Source organism: Streptomyces sp. NPDC018833 (genome assembly GCF_044390825.1).
Taxonomy (GTDB): Bacteria; Actinomycetota; Actinomycetes; order Streptomycetales; family Streptomycetaceae; genus Streptomyces.
Map to the genome: position 1 here is coordinate 352,352 of NZ_JBIRZM010000001.1, position 16,097 is coordinate 368,448.

The following is a 16,097-nucleotide window of genomic DNA, read 5'->3' on the forward strand; positions in this document are numbered from 1 at the left end:
GGGGCGTTGTTGGCGGCCATCCCGCCCCCCGCCGCGGGCCCGGCGGCGGGCCCGGGGGGGGGGCGGGCCCCCGCCGCGGGGGGGGGGGGCGCCTTTGGGCCCCCCCCCCCTCGTCGTACCCCTGCGTCAGCCGCGCAGCTCGTCGGCGACCAGCTCCGCGATCTGCACCGCGTTCAGCGCCGCGCCCTTGCGCAGGTTGTCGTTGGACACGAACAGCGCCAGGCCGTTGTCCACCGTCTCGTCCACGCGGATGCGGCCCACGTAGGAGGCGTCCTTGCCGGCGGCCTGGAGCGGGGTGGGGATCTCGGAGAGCTCCACGCCCGGCGCGTCCTTCAGCAGCTCGTAGGCGCGCTCCACGGTGATCGGACGCTCGAAGCGGACGTTGACCTGGAGCGAGTGGCCGGAGAAGACCGGTACGCGGACGCAGGTGCCCGACACCTTGAGCTCCGGGATCTCGAGGATCTTGCGGGACTCGTTGCGGAGCTTCTGCTCCTCGTCCGTCTCGTGCGAGCCGTCGTCGACGAGGTTGCCGGCGAGGGGCAGCACGTTGAAGGCGATCGTCCGCTGGTAGACGCCGGGCTCGGGGAAGACCACGGCCTGGCCGTCGTGGGTCAGCTCGGCGGCACGGTCGGCGACGGCCTTGACCTGGCCCTCGAGCTCGGCGACGCCCGCGACCCCGGAACCGGACACGGCCTGGTAGGTCGTGGCGATCATCGAGGTCAGGCCCGCCTCCTGGTGCAGCGGCTTGAGGACCGGCATGGCGGCCATCGTGGTGCAGTTCGGGTTGGCGATGATCCCCTTGGGGCGGTCCTTGACCGCGTGCGGGTTCACCTCGGACACGACCAGCGGGACCTCGGGGTCGCGGCGCCAGGCCGAGGAGTTGTCGATCACGACCGCGCCCTGAGAGGCGACCTTCTCGGCGAGGGCCTTGGAGGTCGCGCCGCCCGCCGAGAAGATCACGATGTCGAGGCCGGCGTAGTCCGCGACAGCCGCGTCCTCGACCGTGATCTCGCGGCCCTCCCACTCGATGGTGGAGCCCGCCGAGCGGGCGGAGGCGAACAGCCTGAGCTCGTCGACCGGGAACTTCCGCTCGGCAAGGATCTTGCGCATGACCGTGCCGACCTGCCCGGTGGCTCCGACGATTCCGACGTTCACGGGGACTCCTCCGTACGTTTGTGCACCAGCTGCGGCATGGGATGCCGCTCCATGATGCGTATGTCCCCGGTCGCCTTGTCCAATCGGTTGTCCGAGGAACGGGACACATTCGGGACACGAGGAAGGGCGGGCACCCCTTGGGCGCCCGCCCTCCACCTGCGTCGCACCCGTTACGGCGCGACCTTCTCGATCACGACACTGCCGGTGCCCGCGGCGGTGCCGCGGGCATTCAGCAGCCGCACCTCACCGAAGAACTGCCGTCCCTCGGGAGCGGCGCCGCTCACCAGCACCTCGGCGTTGACCTGCACCGTTGCGCCGTTTGCGAGCCGGACCGGCTCCGCGCCGACCTTGACCTCGCCGAGCGAGGGCGCGAAGTACACATCGCGGTAGTCGTACGTGGTGCTCCCGGCCGGGACCGAGTAGCCGTCGACCTCGATGGTGTACGTACCGGCGGCCGGCTTCACCAGACTGACGGCCTCCTCCGAGTCGCCGTCAGCGGACGAGCCGACCGTCACGCCGTCCTTTTTGACCGTTAGGTCCAGGTCGGCGGACTTGTCGGAGACGTTGCCGATGACGACGTCGAGGCGTTCGACGCCCTCCCCGACGACGACCGTGGTCGTCTGCGTCTCGCGGTGGGCGATCGTCGGCTCCGTGACCTTCGAGGAGCCGAGCGAGCCGCCCACGAGCTTGCCGTCGATGGCGGCGAAGCCGTTGGTCACGTCCCAGCGCACCGCGGCCGGGGTGCCGGTCTTCGCCTCGGGCAGTACCTGGACGGCCGGGTCGAAGGAGGCTCCGAGCACGGCGACGTCCAGCTCGTACGGGTTGTCCAGCAGCGGCGACGTACGGCGCGACTCGACCTCGATCTCCCAGACACCCGGCTGCGGGTCCGCGTAGGACCGCAGGTCGGGGCGGCAGGTGTTGCTGGGACTGGCGTAGTTCGGGTAGCAGTTCACCGTCGATGTCGGGTCCGACGGGACGCCGTAGGGGTGGATCGCGATGAAGCGGGTCTGGCTGCCCGCCGCGAGACCGCCCAGGGCGACCTCGAGGCTCTTCGCGTCCTCGGGGACCGTGACGAAGTACGACCGGTGGCTGTTGCGCTGCACCGAGTCCGCCGCCGAGATCGCGTACGACGGCCTGACCAGCTCCTGCGCGGCGACCACGGTGGTGAGCACCTGCTTGTCGAGGCCCTCGGTGCGCGGGTCGTCGACCTCCAGGATCGCGCTGCGCACACCGGCGGAACGCGGCGTGGCGGCGACCTTGACGGTGACCGGCTGGTTCAGCGGGAGCCTGACCTCGTCGTCACCGACGATCCGGAAGGTGCCGTCGTTGTTCTCGAAGTGCAGCTCGTGGTACACGGGACGGTCCGGCCCGGTGGTCCGGGTGACGGTGATCTCGTAGGTCTTCTTCTTGCCGACGGTCGCCCCGCCCTCGCGGTCGTACAGGCCGGCGCCGAAGCCCGGCTCCTTGAGCGCGAAGTCGATCGCGGTGTCGACCGGGGCCTTGACCCGGTACTCGTGGGCGGTGGCACCCTCCTCGACGGCCTCCCAGGCGTCCACGATGTTGATCCGGCCGGTGCCTTCCTCGTGCGCCTGGACACCGCGGATGTGGTCGGCCGTGCTGACGAGCGCGGTCCGCAGCTTCGCCGGGGTCAGCTCGATGCCACGCTGCTTGGCCGCGGAGAGCAGCAGCGCGGCCGCGCCCGCCGTCTGCGGCGAGGACATCGAGGTGCCCTGCAGCATCGAGTAGCCGGCCGGGAGCTCGTAACCGGCCTCCTTGACCGGGCCGCCGGGCGCCCAGGTCTGCGTGGTGTTTATGGAGGCGCCGGGCGCGGTGACGGTCGGCACGAAGCCGCCGTCCTCGCGCGGGCCGCGGGAGGAGAAGGGCAGCATGGCGTACCTCTTCTCCACGGCCGAGCCGTAGTTCGCCGCCCACGTCTCCTTGGAGATCGAGGCGCCGACGCTGATGACCTTGTCGGCCAGGGCCGGGTCACCGATCGTGTTCACGCCGGGGCCGCTGTTGCCGGCCGAGATGACCAGCTGGACACCGTAGGTGTCGATGAGCCTGCCGTAGAGCTCGGCACGCGCGTTGTTGCCGTCGTTCAGCGCGGGCAGGCCCCCTATGGACATGTTGACGATGTCCACACCGCGGTTGATGACCAGGTCGGCCATGCCCTCGGTGAGCGCGACGTTGGTGCAGCCGCCGCTCCAGGTGCAGGCGCGCGAGGAGACCAGTTTGGCGCCGGGCGCGGCGCCGTTCATCCGGCCGCCGAAGAGGCTGTTGGCGGCGGTGATGCCGGCCACGTGGGTGCCGTGCGAGCCCTCGATGACGCCGATGTTGACGTAGTCGGACTTCGCGCCCGCGGCGTTGTGGACGACGTCCTTGCGGACCTCGATCACGAACGGGATGCGCTCGACGACGTCGGTCGCCGGGTCGTCCGTGCCGAAGTAGCCGACCTGGAAGCCGTTCTTGTACGGCTTCATCACCGTTTCGTCGGTGAAGTCGGCGTCGTTGTCGAGGTCCACCCGGGCGGTGCGGGTGCCCGCGTCGTAAAGCACGCCCCAGACGTCGGTGGTGTCACCGTCCCGGTTGAGGTCGCCATTCATGTCGCCGCCCTTGGTGGCGGCTTCCGCGAACGCGCGGTACTTGAAGGAACCGGCCGGAGCGGTGAAGGTGCGGCCGCCGGCCGTGAACGTCGGACCGGTCACGTCCGTGTTCATCCGCAGCCAGGTGCCGTCGCCGTCGGCCACCGGGTCGGTCGCCGTCACCCAGTCGACGATCTTGCGCTCGCCGGTGGTGGTCTTCTGCAGCGCCGGGTGGGCGATGTCGACACCCGAGTCGAGGATGCCGATGGTCACCCCGCGGCCGTCGGCCTTCGGGTTGTCCTGGACGAAGTCCACCGCGCCGGTCTCGAAGGACGGGTTGTACGGGTTCTTCGCGGGCGTGTGCCTGCCGGGCGCCGGGTATGTGGCGGACTGCGCGCCGGCGGTCCGCGCGGCCCTGGTGGTGTCCGCGGCCGGCGTCGGGTCGTCCAGCTCGATCTCGTGCTTGAGGTCGATGCCGTGGACGCTGGAGAGCTTGGCCGCCGCCTTCAGTGCGCTCTCGGCTTTCTCGGTGGGCAGCGTCGCGCGCACATAGCCGAGCTTGTCGAAGGTCCTGCCGACGGTGGCGCCCTCGACCGCGGCCAGCTGGCCGGCGACCTGCTCGGTCGCCCCGGGGGCGGTGGCGACCATGACGGTCACGTTCTTGGCACCACTGGCGTCGGCCTCGGCGAGCAGGTCGGCGTCGGCCGCACCGAGCTTGTCCGCATCGGACGCCGCGGTCTTGAGGCCCTTGGGGGCGGCGGGGTCGTGGGCGGGTGCCGAGGCGACGGCCGGAACGATGCCGGCGGCGGCCAGCGCGGCCACCAGCGAGGCGGCTGCCGCCACGCGCGCCGCGCGTCTGTGGCCGGGTACGGAGCGCTCTGGACTCGGGCTCTGGGACTGGGGGGTCATCTGCATCCCTGTTGGTGAAAGAGAGGGTCCGGAATTCGGTACCGGATGACCGCTCAGCCTTTCGTAAATGACACAGGTTTGTGGAGACTTGACCCAGGGATGATGTCGTCATGGCGGAGATCCGCCAGTGCGATGCATACGCCACGGCAGCCGAATCGGGCGCCGGGGCCCGCGATTCACCGCTCGCGGGCCGACTGTGCGTGCGCAGGTTGGGGGGCGCCTAGCGCGGGCTGACTGTGTGTTCGGTTGGGGGCGCCTTGCGCGGGCCGGTGTGCGTGCGCAGGTGCGAGTCGCTCTTCGCGGCCGACTGTGCGAGCGCTGGTACGAGTCGCCCTGCGCGGGCTGACTGTGTGTTCGGTGCGAGTCGCCCTTCGCGGGTACGCGTTACTGCTCTCGGGTCCGCGCGTAGTGGCGGGACGCCTTCGCGCGGTTGCCGCACAGGGTCATGGAGCACCAGCGGCGGGTGCCGTTGCGCGAGGTGTCGAAGAAGTGCAGGACGCAGGCGTCGTGCGCGCAGGCGCGGATCCGCTCGGGTGCGGTCCGCATCAGGTCGAGGTGGCCGCGGGCGGCGAGCCAGCCGGGGCCCCACGCCGGGTCGGCGAACTCCGCCTCCTCACCGGGCCCTTCGTCCGTCAGCGTGGCGCGGATGCGTCCGTGCGCGAGCACCGCGTCGACGCGGGCGGCGGCGCCGTCGTCCGTGCGGTCGATCAGTGCCGCCAGGGCGTCCCGGGCGGCACGGGTGTTCTCCAGCGTGGCCGCGTCGGCGGCGAACCGGTCGGCGAGGCCGTTCGTCCGCAGCCAGATCCCCAGGCCGTCGGTGTCCTTGAGCAGGTCCTGCAGCTCGCCGTCGTGAACCCAGCGGGTGTTGAGGAGGTCGAGCGAGATCGGCTCACCGAGAAGGGGGCGGGGATCGGCGGCGGGCATAGGGCTTCCTTCGCTCCGTTGCGGCTAACCCCTCAAGGGTACGTTGCCGGTTGCGCCGCTCACGTCTAACCGCTAAATTGAATGTGAGCGGTTAGCCACTGGAGCGGGACCGCACGACGCAGAGAGGTCTTCCATGACGTCCACCAGCACACTCGCGGCCGGCCATGTCGGGCTGAACGTGACCGATCTCGGCCGCTCCCTCCCCTTCTATGCCGACGCGCTCGGCTTCGAAGTCCTCGGCGAGGGCAAAGAGGACGGTCGGCGCTTCGCCTTCCTCGGCCGCGACGGCACCCTCGCCCTCGCCCTGTGGCAGCAGGCCGGCTCCGCCTTCGACACCACCCGCGCCGGACTGCACCACCTCGCCTTCGAGGCCGCGTCCATCGACGACGTCAGGGCGGCCGAGGCACGCCTGAAGGACCTCGGGGTCGACTTCGCCTACGACGGAGTCGTGGCGCACCGGGAAGGCGCGGCATCCGGCGGCATCTTCTTCCACGACCCCGACGGCACCCGCCTGGAGATCTACGCGCCTTCCGGCGCCGAGGAGTCGCCCGCCCCCAGCGCCGCAGCGCCCACCTGCGGTTTCTTCTAGCCGTCCGCGGCTGCCCCGCCAGGAGCTGACTCCCATGGACCTCGCACCGAGCCCTTACCACCACGGTTCACTCGCCGTGCAGCACCGCGTCGGCGTCGCGGAGCAGGCCGCCCACGTCGGCCGTTCCATCGGCTCCGGCATCAAACCGGTCGCCGCGGCCTTCCTCGGGCTGCAACCCATGCTCGTGCTCGGTGCCGCCGACGCGGCGGGCCGGATGTGGGCCTCGCTGCTCACCGGACGGCCCGGGTTCCTGCGGGCCACGGGAGCACACTCCGTCTCGATCGCCGCGAATGTCTCCGGGCACGATCCGCTCGCGGAGACACTGGCCGGCGGTCCCGTGGCGGCCGGGGCCATCGCGCTGGACCCGCGCACCCGGCGCCGGATGCGGATGGGCGGCACGGTCCGCCCGTCCGCCCGCGGACTGCTCGTCGAGACCGAAAGGGTCTTCGCCAACTGCCCCAAGTACCTCCAGAAAAGAGAGCTGTACGAGACCGGGCCCGAGACGCCCGAGACCGGTGCCGTGCGGCGCGGCGAACGCCTCGACCCCGACCAGACGGCCTTCGTCCGCGCCGCCGACACCTTCTTCGTCGCCACCGGCACGCCCGACGGCGCCGACGCCAGCCACCGGGGCGGCAACCCCGGCTTCCTCCGTGTCTCCTCGCCCACCGAACTGAGCTGGCAGGACTATCCCGGCAACGCGATGTTCCTGACCCTCGGCAACCTGGAGCGCGACCCGCATGCCGGACTGCTCCTGCTCGACTGGGCCACCGGCACCACGCTCCAGCTCACCGGCACGGCCCGCACCGAGCACACACCCGGCGGCGGCCGCACCGTCCGGTTCTCCGTGTCCGGCGTCGTACACGCCGAGGCGGCCTCACCGCTGCGCTGGTCCGAGCCCGAGTACTCCCCGGCGAACCCGCCCGTCCGCACGGGACCGCCGATGGCCTCACCGGATGAACAGGGAGCCGAGGGCAGCGGCGTACGCCCTCGGCATACCGGATGAACGGATCCTGCTCGCCTGCTGGGGGCGGCCGACGGCACCAGGAAGGGGACGCAGCCCGGCGGCGGCATGGACCACGGCGCGGGGCCCCTGGACACGGTCGTCCGCGAGGCCGAAGGGGGGTATCTCCCGGACGGAGTCCGGGGGAGGGGCCGACTGCGCGGCGGAGACGACCGCCCTGCCCGGCATCGACTCGATGCGCCGCCGCCACCTGCGCCGACTCGGGCACGTTCGCGGCCTTCCAGGGTCTGCGGATCGTCTACGAGGGCCGCGTCACGGTGGTGAACTGCGGTCCGAGACAAAATGGGCGGCCGATCCGGCCGCATGGCATTCCTGGACGCGGTACCGGGACTCGACCGGGTCACCGTGGTCGACAGCGGACTCCAGCCGTGGCGCTCCCGGCCGGCGCTCGGTCGTGTCTTTCAGCGCGGCAGCACCACCACATAGGCCGCCGGCTCCCGGTCCGCCGCGGCCATCAGGGCCGTACGCACCACGACCGCCTGTTGCTCGGGCGACTCCCGCAGCTTGCGGGGCGTGATGTGCACGACGGTGATGCCCAGGCCTTCGAGAACGTCCCGCTTGCGGGCGTACTCCGACCACAGGGCGTCCTCGTCGTGCCGGGGGGTGCGGGTGTCCAGCTCGACGGCGACGGCCTGATCGGGCCAGTACGCGTCGACCCCGCCCAGGTGGGGACCGCCGGGCAGCCGCAGATCCACGTTCCACAGCGGCTCGGACAGGTTGTGGGCGCGCACCAGCTCGTACAGCCGGCCCTCGGACAGTGACCGGCACTCGGCGAGCAGCGCGTCGACGGCGGCCATGACGTGGGGGAGGTTCAGCAGCCGGGCGTCGGTCAACTCCCGTACGACAGCGGCCGGTTCGCAGTGACCGCCGCGAACGGCCTCCGTGAGCAGCAGCCGGACCCGCTGCGGGTCCTCGGTGAGCCGGCCGACGGCGTCGGCGAGGGCGCGCGCCACAGGAGCGACCGGCACGCCGGTGACCGCTTCGGCCTTCGGCAGCACCTGCCCGCGCACCACCCGGACGTACCCGGTGGACCGCAGCCGCCGCGTACGGGGCACGAGCACGTCGATCACATCGAGAGAGGTCAGCGAGGGGGCGCTGGAGAACCCGTGCAGCGCGAGGGCGGCCAGTCCGGTGACCATCGCCTCGCCGTGGCGCACCGTCTGCGTCCGCTGGGCCGGTACCGCGGGCCGCCCGGCGTACAGGAGCGCGGCGCGCAGCCGCTCGTCATCGGTCGCGGGGCCGGACCGCAGGAGGTACACCCCGGGCAGCAGCACCTGCCAGGGCCCACCGGCACGGCACTGCGCGGCGGCACGCGCCGGAGTCACACCCTGGGCACGCAACTCGGCCCCGGAGACGACGAGCCGGGTGAGGCGGCGGGGGAGGAGGGGGAGGGGAGTGTCGCACTGTTCCATGCCGAGGGGATGCCCCTGGGTGTGCGGTGGGCTAACCGCTGTTACAAGCTCGTCGGCATTTCGGGACAAGGCCGCACTAAAGTACGCGCGTTCGAGTTCCGATGGGGGCGCGGGTGGGGGGCTGCTGCGCGGTGGCCCTTCCCCCACCCCGCCCCTTCCCGAACTGGGGCTTCGCCCCACACCCCGGTACCGCCCTTCGAGCGGTGTCCTCGAACTCCTCCTGGACTTCGCCCGGGAGGACCCCAGAGCCCCACCGGCCTCGGCTGCTCCGGCGTCGTCACTGCCGACCTCGCCGCCCGAACCCCTGCGCGACCTGGTCCGACAGTCCGGCGCGTCCTCCGGGCGTCGCCCGGCTCCCTGGCGGGCTGGATCCGGCCCGTCGGCGTTTGAGGCGCCGAGGTGCCCACCGGCCTTGGCGGGGCCGGGGGCTGCGTCGGCTCCGGCGTCGTCACTGCCGACCTCGCCGCCCGCACCCCTGCGCGACCTGGTCGCCCCAGGCGGGCTGGAATCCAGCCTCGCCGGCGATTGAGGCGCAGAGGGCCCACGCCCGCAGGGCGTAGGGCGAGGGTCCGGGGGCGGAGCCCCCGGGTCACGGGAAGGCACGGGGGACAAGCTCCTGTGGCGGTCACCGCCACACGAGCGCGGCCCCCATCCTCACGCGCCGTCCCGCTCCTGCGCGCGCAGTGCCCGAGCCAGGTCGTCGCGGGCCTCGAGCACCAGCCGCCGCAGCGCCGGCGCCGCCGACTCGTGTGCGGCCAGCCACTCGTCCGTCGCCGAGAGCGTCTGCGGTGAGTCCTGGAGCGACGGGTACAGGCCGCGCACCACGTCCATCCCGATCTGGATCGACCGCTCCGACCAGAGCCGCTCGATCGCCTCGAAGTACTTCGGGGCGTACGGCGCCACAAGATCACGCTGTGACGGCTGGACGAAGCCCGCGATAGTCGCCTCCACCAGTGCGTTGGACAGCGCGTCCGACTCCACCACCGCCGCCCACGCCTGTGCCTTCACCGCCGGGGACGGCCGTGCCGCGAGGCAGCGCACCTCGTGCCGCTTACCCGACGCCGTGTCGTCCCGCGCCAGCTCCGCCGCGATCGCCGACTCCTCCGCCCGGCCGTGCGCGGCCAGCGGCTCCAGGAACGCCCAGCGCAGCTCCTGGTCCACGTCCAGGCCGTCGATCGTCGCCGTACCGTCCAGCAGTCCGGACAGCAGCCCGAAGTCCGCCTCCCGGGCCGCGACCGACGCGAAGAACCGTGCCCACGTCAGCTGGTGCTGGCTGCCCGGCTCCGCGCGCCGCAGCCCCGCGAGCGCCCCCTCGGCCAGCAGCCGGCCGCCCTCCTCGCGCCATGCCGGCGCCGCGTAGTTCACCAGCGCGGAGCGGGCCCACGCGTGCAGCATCTGCAGCACACCGATGTCCGATTCGCGTCCAGCGAACCGCAGCACCAGGTCCATGAAGTCCCGCGCCGGCAACTGCGCGTCCCGCGTCAGGTTCCACAGCGCCGACCAGGCCAGCGCCCGCGCCAGGGGGTCGTCGATGTCGCCCAGGTGCGCCCGCAGGGTCGCGAGCGAGTCCTCGTCGAAGCGGACCTTGCAGTACGTCAGGTCCTCGTCGTTGACGAGAACGAGCGACGGCCGCTCCGCACCCGCCAGCTCGGACACCACCGTGCGCGCCCCGGCGACGTCCACTTCGGCGCGCGCGTACCGGACGAGTTTGGTTTCCTCCACCCGGTACAGGCCGACGGCCACCCGGTGCGGGCGGAGCGTGTCGCCGTCCTGGGCGATCGCGAGCTCGGCGATCCTGCCGCTCGCGTCGTACACGGCCTGCGGCGTCAGGGAGTTGACACCCGACGTCTCCAGCCAGGAACGCGACCACTCCTTCATGTCCCGCCCGGAGGTCTCCTGGAGCACCGAGAGCAGGTCGCCGAGGCGGGTGTTGCCGTACGCATGGCGCTTGAAGTAGCGCCGCGCGCCCTCCAGGAACGCCTCCCGCCCCACGTACGCCACCAGCTGCTTGAGCGCCGAGGCGCCCTTGGCGTAGGTGATGCCGTCGAAGTTGAGCTTGGCGTCCTCCAGGTCACGGATGTCGGCCGTGATCGGGTGCGTGGACGGCAGCTGGTCGGCGCGGTACGCCCAGGCCTTGCGGTTGTTGGCGAAGGTGACCCAGCCACTCGTGAACCGGGTGGCCTCCACCATCGAGAACGAGCCCATGAAGTCCGCGAAGGACTCCTTGAGCCACAGGTCGTCCCACCACTGCATGGTGACCAGGTCACCGAACCACATGTGCGCCATCTCGTGGAGGATCACGTTCGCCCGGCGCTCGTACGACGCCTGCGTCACCCGGCCGCGGAAGACGAATTCCTCACGGAAGGTCACACAGCCCGGGTTCTCCATCGCGCCGATGTTGTACTCGGGCACGAAGGCCTGGTCGTACTTCCCGAACGGGTACGGGTAGTCGAAGTGGTCGTGGAAGAAGTCCAGACCCTGCTTGGTGACCAGGAAGATGTCGTCGGCGTCGAAGTGCCTGGCCAGACCCCTGCGGCACATCGCGCCCAGCGGGATCCGCAGCACGGTGCCGTCGGCGAGCTCCCGCTCGTACAGATCCGTCTCGTAGTGGTACGGGCCGGCGACGACGGCCGTGATGTACGTGGAGATCGGCCACGTCTCGGCGAAGCGCCACACCCCGTCCTCGGCGCGGGCGCCCTCCCCGTTGCTCCACACGGTCCAGCCCTCGGGTGCGGTCACCTCGAAGCGGAACGGGGCCTTTAGGTCGGGCTGCTCGAAGTTCGCGAACACCCGGCGCGCGTCGGCCGGTTCGTACTGCGTGTAGAGGTAGACCTCGCCGTCCTCGGGGTCGACGAAGCGGTGCAGCCCCTCGCCGGTGCGGCTGTACGCGCACTGCGCGTCCACGACGAGCACGTTCTCGGCGGCCAGGGAGTCGAGCGCGATCCGGGACCCGTCGAACGCCGCGGCGGGATCGAGCTCCCGGCCATTGAGCGTGATGCTGCTCACGGACGGGGCGATCAGGTCGACGAAGGTCGGCGCCCCCGGCTCGGCGGCACGGAAGCGGATCGTGGTCACCGAGCGGAACGTGCGCGGCCCGGACCCCTCCTCGGCGTCCCCGGCCGCGGACCGCACGTCGAGGGCGATGTCGTACCCGTCGACGGACAGCAGCTCGGCCCGGGCGCGGGCCTCGTCGCGGGACAGATTCTCACCGGGCACGGGCACTCCTTCGTGTCTCGTTCGAACAGCAGCGATCCTCCCATGTGGTCCTGGCAGCCGGTACGGGGGAATCCCTCGCGCGCGGGTCGCGTTGCCCCGGGGAGGCAGGCAGGGTGCCGCCCTTCACAAGGAGTGACATGTCCGACAACGGCAAGACGCCAGTTGACTTCTGGTTCGATCCCCTGTGCCCCTGGGCCTGGATGACCTCCCGCTGGATGCTGGAGGTCGAGAAGGTCCGCGACGTCGAGGTCCGCTGGCATGTGATGAGCCTCGCGGTGCTGAACGAGAACAAGCTGGACGAGCTTCCCGAGGAGTACCGGGAGATGCTCGCCACCAAGGCATGGGGCCCGGTGCGGGTCGTCGTCGCCGCCGCGCAGGAGCACGGCGAGGAGGTGCTCGGCAAGCTGTACACCGCGCTCGGCACCCGCTTCCACAACAAGGGCGAGGGGCCGACCACGGCGGCGATCCGCGAGGCGCTGGAGGACGTCGGCCTGCCCGTCTCGCTCGCCGAGTACGCCGACAAGGACACCTACGACGCCGAGCTGCGCGCCTCCCACGACGAGGGGATCAGCAAGGTCGGCCAGGAGGTCGGCACGCCGGTCATCGCGGTGCCCGGTTCCGACGGCGAGCAGATCGCCTTCTTCGGTCCGGTGGTCACCCCCGCGCCAAAGGGTGAGGAGGCCGCCCGCCTGTGGGACGGCACGCTGATGGTCGCGTCGATTCCGGGCTTCTACGAGATCAAGCGGACCCGCACGCAGGGGCCGATCTTCGACTGAGCCCGGGTACGGAAGACGGCCCCCGCGAGTCACTCCCCCAGAGCATCGCCCGGGAGGGGTGCCCACGCGGGGGCTGTCCTTCTTCCGCCTGCCCGGTGAAGGTTGAGAAGACGATCACGAGCAGGACCTCCTCACCGCCGGTCAGGGAGCGATCAACGAGGTGCAGTCGGCCCCGGCCTCGACGGCCGCGGTGTACGAGGCCGCGGTCTCCTCGGGCCACCGGCCCACCGCGCCGCGGTGGCCGATCACCAGCGGCCCCTCGGGCCGCTTCGCCGCCTCCGCGGCGGCGGGCGCGGCGGGCAGCGCGGTGGCGGCGGCGGCCGCCCCGGAGGCGGACAGCAGCGAACGGCGCAGGTGCCGACGATCAGCCGACCGTCGCCGGGTGCGGTGCCCCCCGCTCCGAGAGCGCAGGCCGCCAGATCGTAGGGCCCGTTGGCGATGGGTGCGCCGGAGGGGAGCGTGCCCTCTGGATTCGTTTGAGCTCACGGCGCGTCGTGTCGCGCTGGCCGCGTCCAGGTGGGACAGCGGCTCGTCCAGCAGCAGGACGTCGGGTTCGCGGATCAGCGCCCTCCCGAGTGCCACCCGCTGGCGCTGCCCGTTGGACAGTTCGCCCACGGGCCGCTCCAGCAGGGCCTCGATGCCGAGCAGGCCGGCGATCTCACCGATCCGCTCGCGCGCCTGGTGTGCGGGGAGGCGGTGGCGCGGCGAGCGGAGCGGGGAGGCGAGATTGTCATATGCAGAGCGGTGTGGATAGAGGGCGTACGACTCGAAGCACATGGCGACGCCCCGGTCGTACGGCTCCACTCCTGTCACGTCCTCGCCGTCGAGCTACGACCCGGCCGGGGCGATCGCGTATCCCCTGGCGTCCCGCGGCGAACGGTTCCCCTTCGTCGCCCCCGACGCCACCGCCTTCCTGCTCGGCACCCTGGCGAACGACGCCGACCAGTGGGCCGCCCTGCTCCAGGGCGTGGGCCTCGTCGAACGGCTGTGCCTGGACTACCTCGACCACCTCGGCGCGCCTCTGCACGGACCGTTCACCTTCACCGGCGGCGCGGTGCGCAGCGACCACTGGAACCAGCTGCGCGCCGACATCCTCGGCCGGGAGGTCCGTATTCCGCGCGCCGCGGAACCGGCCCTCGGCATGGCCGTCCTCGCGGCGTACGGAGCGGACGGCGCGGCCACCTTGAGCGGGGCAGCCGAGCGGATGGTGCGCCTGCGCGGGACGGTACGGCCGCGTCGCGGCGAACGCTTCACCGAGCCGTACCTGACGATGGTGGCCGAACTGGAGCGGCGCGGTTGGCTCCCGGAGCCGGTCGCCGCGCACGCCCGAGCCCGTACGGAGGAATCCCGATGACCGCCACCCTGCTTCTCGCCCGCCACGGGCAGACCCTCTGGCACGCGGAGAACCGCTACGCGGGCGTCAGCGACGTCGCCCTGACCGACGAGGGCCGCCGCCAGGCGGAGGCCCTCGGTTCCTGGGTGAAGGTGTACCCCGTCGACGCCGTCTGGACCTCCACGGTCTCCCGGGCGATCGAGACCGCGGAGCCGGCGTGCCGGGCCCTCGGGCTCGTACCACGGACCGAACACGCCCTGCGTGAATGCGACTTCGGCGCCGTCGAGGGCCGCACGCTCGCCGAGTTCGCGGCCGACGACCCGGCCGGGGCGGACGCCTTCCGCGCCGATCCGGTGGCGCACCCCTTCCCGGACGCGGAGGACCCCCGGGCCGCGGCGGCCCGGGGGTCGGCAGCGCTGCGCCGGATCGCCGGCGCGCACGAGGGGGAGCGGGTGCTGGTGGTCGCCCACAACACCCTGCTGCGGCTGGTCCTCTGCGACCTGCTCGGCATTGAGCTCGCCGACTACCGCAGGGTCTTCCCGCAGCTGCGGAACGCGGCGGTCAGCGAGCTGCGCCTGCGGGCGGACTCCGAGCGGGCCGCGCTGATCAGTCTCAATCTGCCGTGCTGAACTCGGTGGCTTCGGTGGCCACGGTCGCCGCGCGGGACTCGCGCACCTTCTGGAGCGCGAAGCCGATCGCGGCCAGCACCAGGGTCAGGACGCCGGTCCCCAGCAGCTGGAGCCGGGTCTCCTCCTGGCGCAGCATCAGCAGGAAGACCGCGGCCATGCCCAGCAGGGCGATCCAGGTCAGGGCCGGGTACAGCCACATCTTCACGACCAGCTTCTCGGGCGCCTCGCGCTCGGTGCGGCGGCGCAGGATCAGCTGGGAGACGGCGATGAAGATCCAGACGACGAGGATGATCGCGCCGATGGTGTTCAGCAGCCACATGAAGACGTCGTCGGGGCGCCAGTAGCTCAGCAGAACGCACAGGAAGCCGAAGGCGGACGAGACGAGCACCGCGGTACGCGGCACGCCGCCGTTGACCCGGCCGAGCGCCTTCGGGCCCTCCCCGCGTGCCACCAGCGAGCAGGCCATGCGGGAGGCGCCGTAGATGTTGGCGTTCATCGCCGACAGCAGGGCGACGAGCACGACCACGTTCATGATCTGTCCGGCCGCCGGGATGCCCAGGTGGTTCAGCGTCGCGACGTACGGGCCGAGCTCGACGACCTTCGGGTCGTTCCACGGCACGAGCGTGACGATGAGGGCCATCGAACCGATGTAGAAGACCGCGATGCGCCACATCGCCGTGCGCACGGCCTTGGCGACGCCCTGCACGGGGTGCTCGGACTCGGCGGCGGCGATGGTCACCGTCTCCAGGCCGCCGTAGGCGAAGACCGAGGCGAGCAGACCGACGACCAGGCCTTCGGAGCCGTTCGGCAGGAAGCCGCCGTCACCGGTGAGGTTCCCCGTGCCCGGCGCATCGCTGCCGGGCAGGACCCCGACGATGGCGAGCACGCCGATGCCCAGGAAGAGGACGATCGCGCCGACCTTGAGGGCGGCGAACCAGAACTCGAACTCGCCGAAGTTCTTCACCGCCGCCAGGTTCGTGGCGCAGAAGACCAGCATGAACAGGGCGACCCAGGCCCACTCGGGGGTTCCCGGCAGCCAGCCCGTCATGATCTTGGCGGCTCCGATCCCCTCCAGACCCACGGCCACGCAGAGCAGGAACCAGAAGGACCAGCCCGCGGTGAAGCCCGCCCACGGCCCGATGGCACGCTCGGCGTGCACGGAGAAGGAGCCGGAGGCCGGGTTCGCGGCCGACATCTCGCCGAGCATGCGCATCACCAGCATGACGAGCAGGCCGGAGAGCGCGTAGGCGATGACGATGGACGGGCCGGCCGCGGCGATGCCGGCGCCCGAGCCGACGAAGAGCCCGGCGCCGATGACACCGCCGAGGGCGATCATCGACAGATGGCGTTGTTTGAGTTCGTGCGTGAGCACGCCGTCGGCCTTCTGGTCGACGGGCGCGGGCACGGGGGTCCGGGACATGGGCGGCCTTGTTTTTCAGCTGACGGGGGAGCAGCCGACAGTCTGGGCGCCATGTCCTCTCAGAGGGAACACATGTCCGCTATACGGTCACGATGTTCACGCAAGGTCAGCACGCCGACACATCGCGCCCG

At 71.7% G+C, this 16,097-nt stretch carries 11 protein-coding genes and 1 pseudogene; 5 read left to right on the forward strand and 7 right to left on the reverse strand.

All coding sequences use genetic code 11. The features are described from left to right. Positions 1-126 precede the first annotated feature (126 nt). The 3 genes from ACH5AF_RS01575 to ACH5AF_RS01585 all read right to left on the reverse strand — a co-directional run bounded on the left by ACH5AF_RS01575 (position 127) and on the right by ACH5AF_RS01585 (position 5,570). Positions 127-1,155 carry an aspartate-semialdehyde dehydrogenase gene (locus ACH5AF_RS01575; protein ID WP_398899266.1) on the reverse strand — a complete coding sequence of 343 codons (1,029 nt, stop codon included), beginning with the start codon at positions 1,153-1,155 and terminating at the stop codon, positions 127-129. Positions 1,156-1,325: 170 nt separating this feature from the next. After that, positions 1,326-4,652: a S8 family serine peptidase gene (locus tag ACH5AF_RS01580; RefSeq protein WP_398899267.1), complete on the reverse strand. Its 3,327-nt coding sequence runs from the start codon at positions 4,650-4,652 to the stop codon at positions 1,326-1,328. 378 nt (positions 4,653-5,030) lie between these two features. Continuing rightward, positions 5,031-5,570, reverse strand: a complete 540-nt coding sequence (locus ACH5AF_RS01585) for a CGNR zinc finger domain-containing protein (RefSeq protein ID WP_398899268.1) — start codon at positions 5,568-5,570, stop codon at positions 5,031-5,033. Positions 5,571-5,703: 133 nt separating this feature from the next. On the opposite strand from ACH5AF_RS01585, the gene ACH5AF_RS01590 reads away from it, so the two are divergent. Both ACH5AF_RS01590 and ACH5AF_RS01595 read left to right on the forward strand, forming a co-directional pair. Beyond that, positions 5,704-6,159 (forward strand): VOC family protein, encoded by a 456-nt coding sequence (locus ACH5AF_RS01590; RefSeq protein ID WP_398899269.1) that lies wholly within the window; start codon positions 5,704-5,706, stop codon positions 6,157-6,159. A gap of 34 nt (positions 6,160-6,193) precedes the next feature. Continuing rightward, positions 6,194-7,162, forward strand: a complete 969-nt coding sequence (locus ACH5AF_RS01595) for a pyridoxamine 5'-phosphate oxidase family protein (protein ID WP_398899270.1) — start codon at positions 6,194-6,196, stop codon at positions 7,160-7,162. A gap of 419 nt (positions 7,163-7,581) precedes the next feature. On the opposite strand, the gene ACH5AF_RS01600 is transcribed toward ACH5AF_RS01595, so the two are convergent. Both ACH5AF_RS01600 and pepN read right to left on the reverse strand, forming a co-directional pair. Continuing rightward, on the reverse strand, positions 7,582-8,592 hold the full coding sequence (locus ACH5AF_RS01600) for a hypothetical protein (RefSeq protein WP_398899271.1): 1,011 nt from the start codon (positions 8,590-8,592) through the stop codon (positions 7,582-7,584). A 654-nt stretch (positions 8,593-9,246) separates the two neighbouring features. Then, on the reverse strand, positions 9,247-11,808 hold the full coding sequence (gene pepN / locus ACH5AF_RS01605; protein ID WP_398899273.1) for an aminopeptidase N: 2,562 nt from the start codon (positions 11,806-11,808) through the stop codon (positions 9,247-9,249). A gap of 137 nt (positions 11,809-11,945) precedes the next feature. Here pepN and ACH5AF_RS01610 point away from each other — a divergent pair, with 137 nt between their 5' ends. Beyond that, a complete protein-coding gene (locus ACH5AF_RS01610; RefSeq protein WP_398899274.1) occupies positions 11,946-12,584 on the forward strand; it encodes a DsbA family protein in 639 nt (212 codons plus the stop codon). 507 nt (positions 12,585-13,091) lie between these two features. Here ACH5AF_RS01610 and ACH5AF_RS01615 read toward each other — a convergent pair. Beyond that, a pseudogene (locus tag ACH5AF_RS01615) lies at positions 13,092-13,412 on the reverse strand (ATP-binding cassette domain-containing protein); the annotation flags it as partial. Between ACH5AF_RS01615 and ACH5AF_RS01620 the strand changes: the two are divergent. Together ACH5AF_RS01620 and ACH5AF_RS01625 are read left to right on the forward strand one after the other, a co-directional pair. After that, positions 13,360-13,938, forward strand: a complete 579-nt coding sequence (locus ACH5AF_RS01620) for an FGGY-family carbohydrate kinase (protein WP_398899275.1) — start codon at positions 13,360-13,362, stop codon at positions 13,936-13,938. The pseudogene ACH5AF_RS01615 and the gene ACH5AF_RS01620 sit on opposite strands and share 53 nt — an antisense overlap. Next, positions 13,935-14,546: a histidine phosphatase family protein gene (locus tag ACH5AF_RS01625; protein ID WP_398899277.1), complete on the forward strand. Its 612-nt coding sequence runs from the start codon at positions 13,935-13,937 to the stop codon at positions 14,544-14,546. The genes ACH5AF_RS01620 and ACH5AF_RS01625 overlap by 4 nt, the downstream gene beginning before the upstream one ends. Here the strand turns inward: ACH5AF_RS01625 and ACH5AF_RS01630 are convergent. Beyond that, positions 14,530-15,966 carry an amino acid permease gene (locus ACH5AF_RS01630; RefSeq protein ID WP_398899279.1) on the reverse strand — a complete coding sequence of 479 codons (1,437 nt, stop codon included), beginning with the start codon at positions 15,964-15,966 and terminating at the stop codon, positions 14,530-14,532. The two genes, ACH5AF_RS01625 and ACH5AF_RS01630, sit on opposite strands and share 17 nt — an antisense overlap. Positions 15,967-16,097 lie beyond the last annotated feature (131 nt).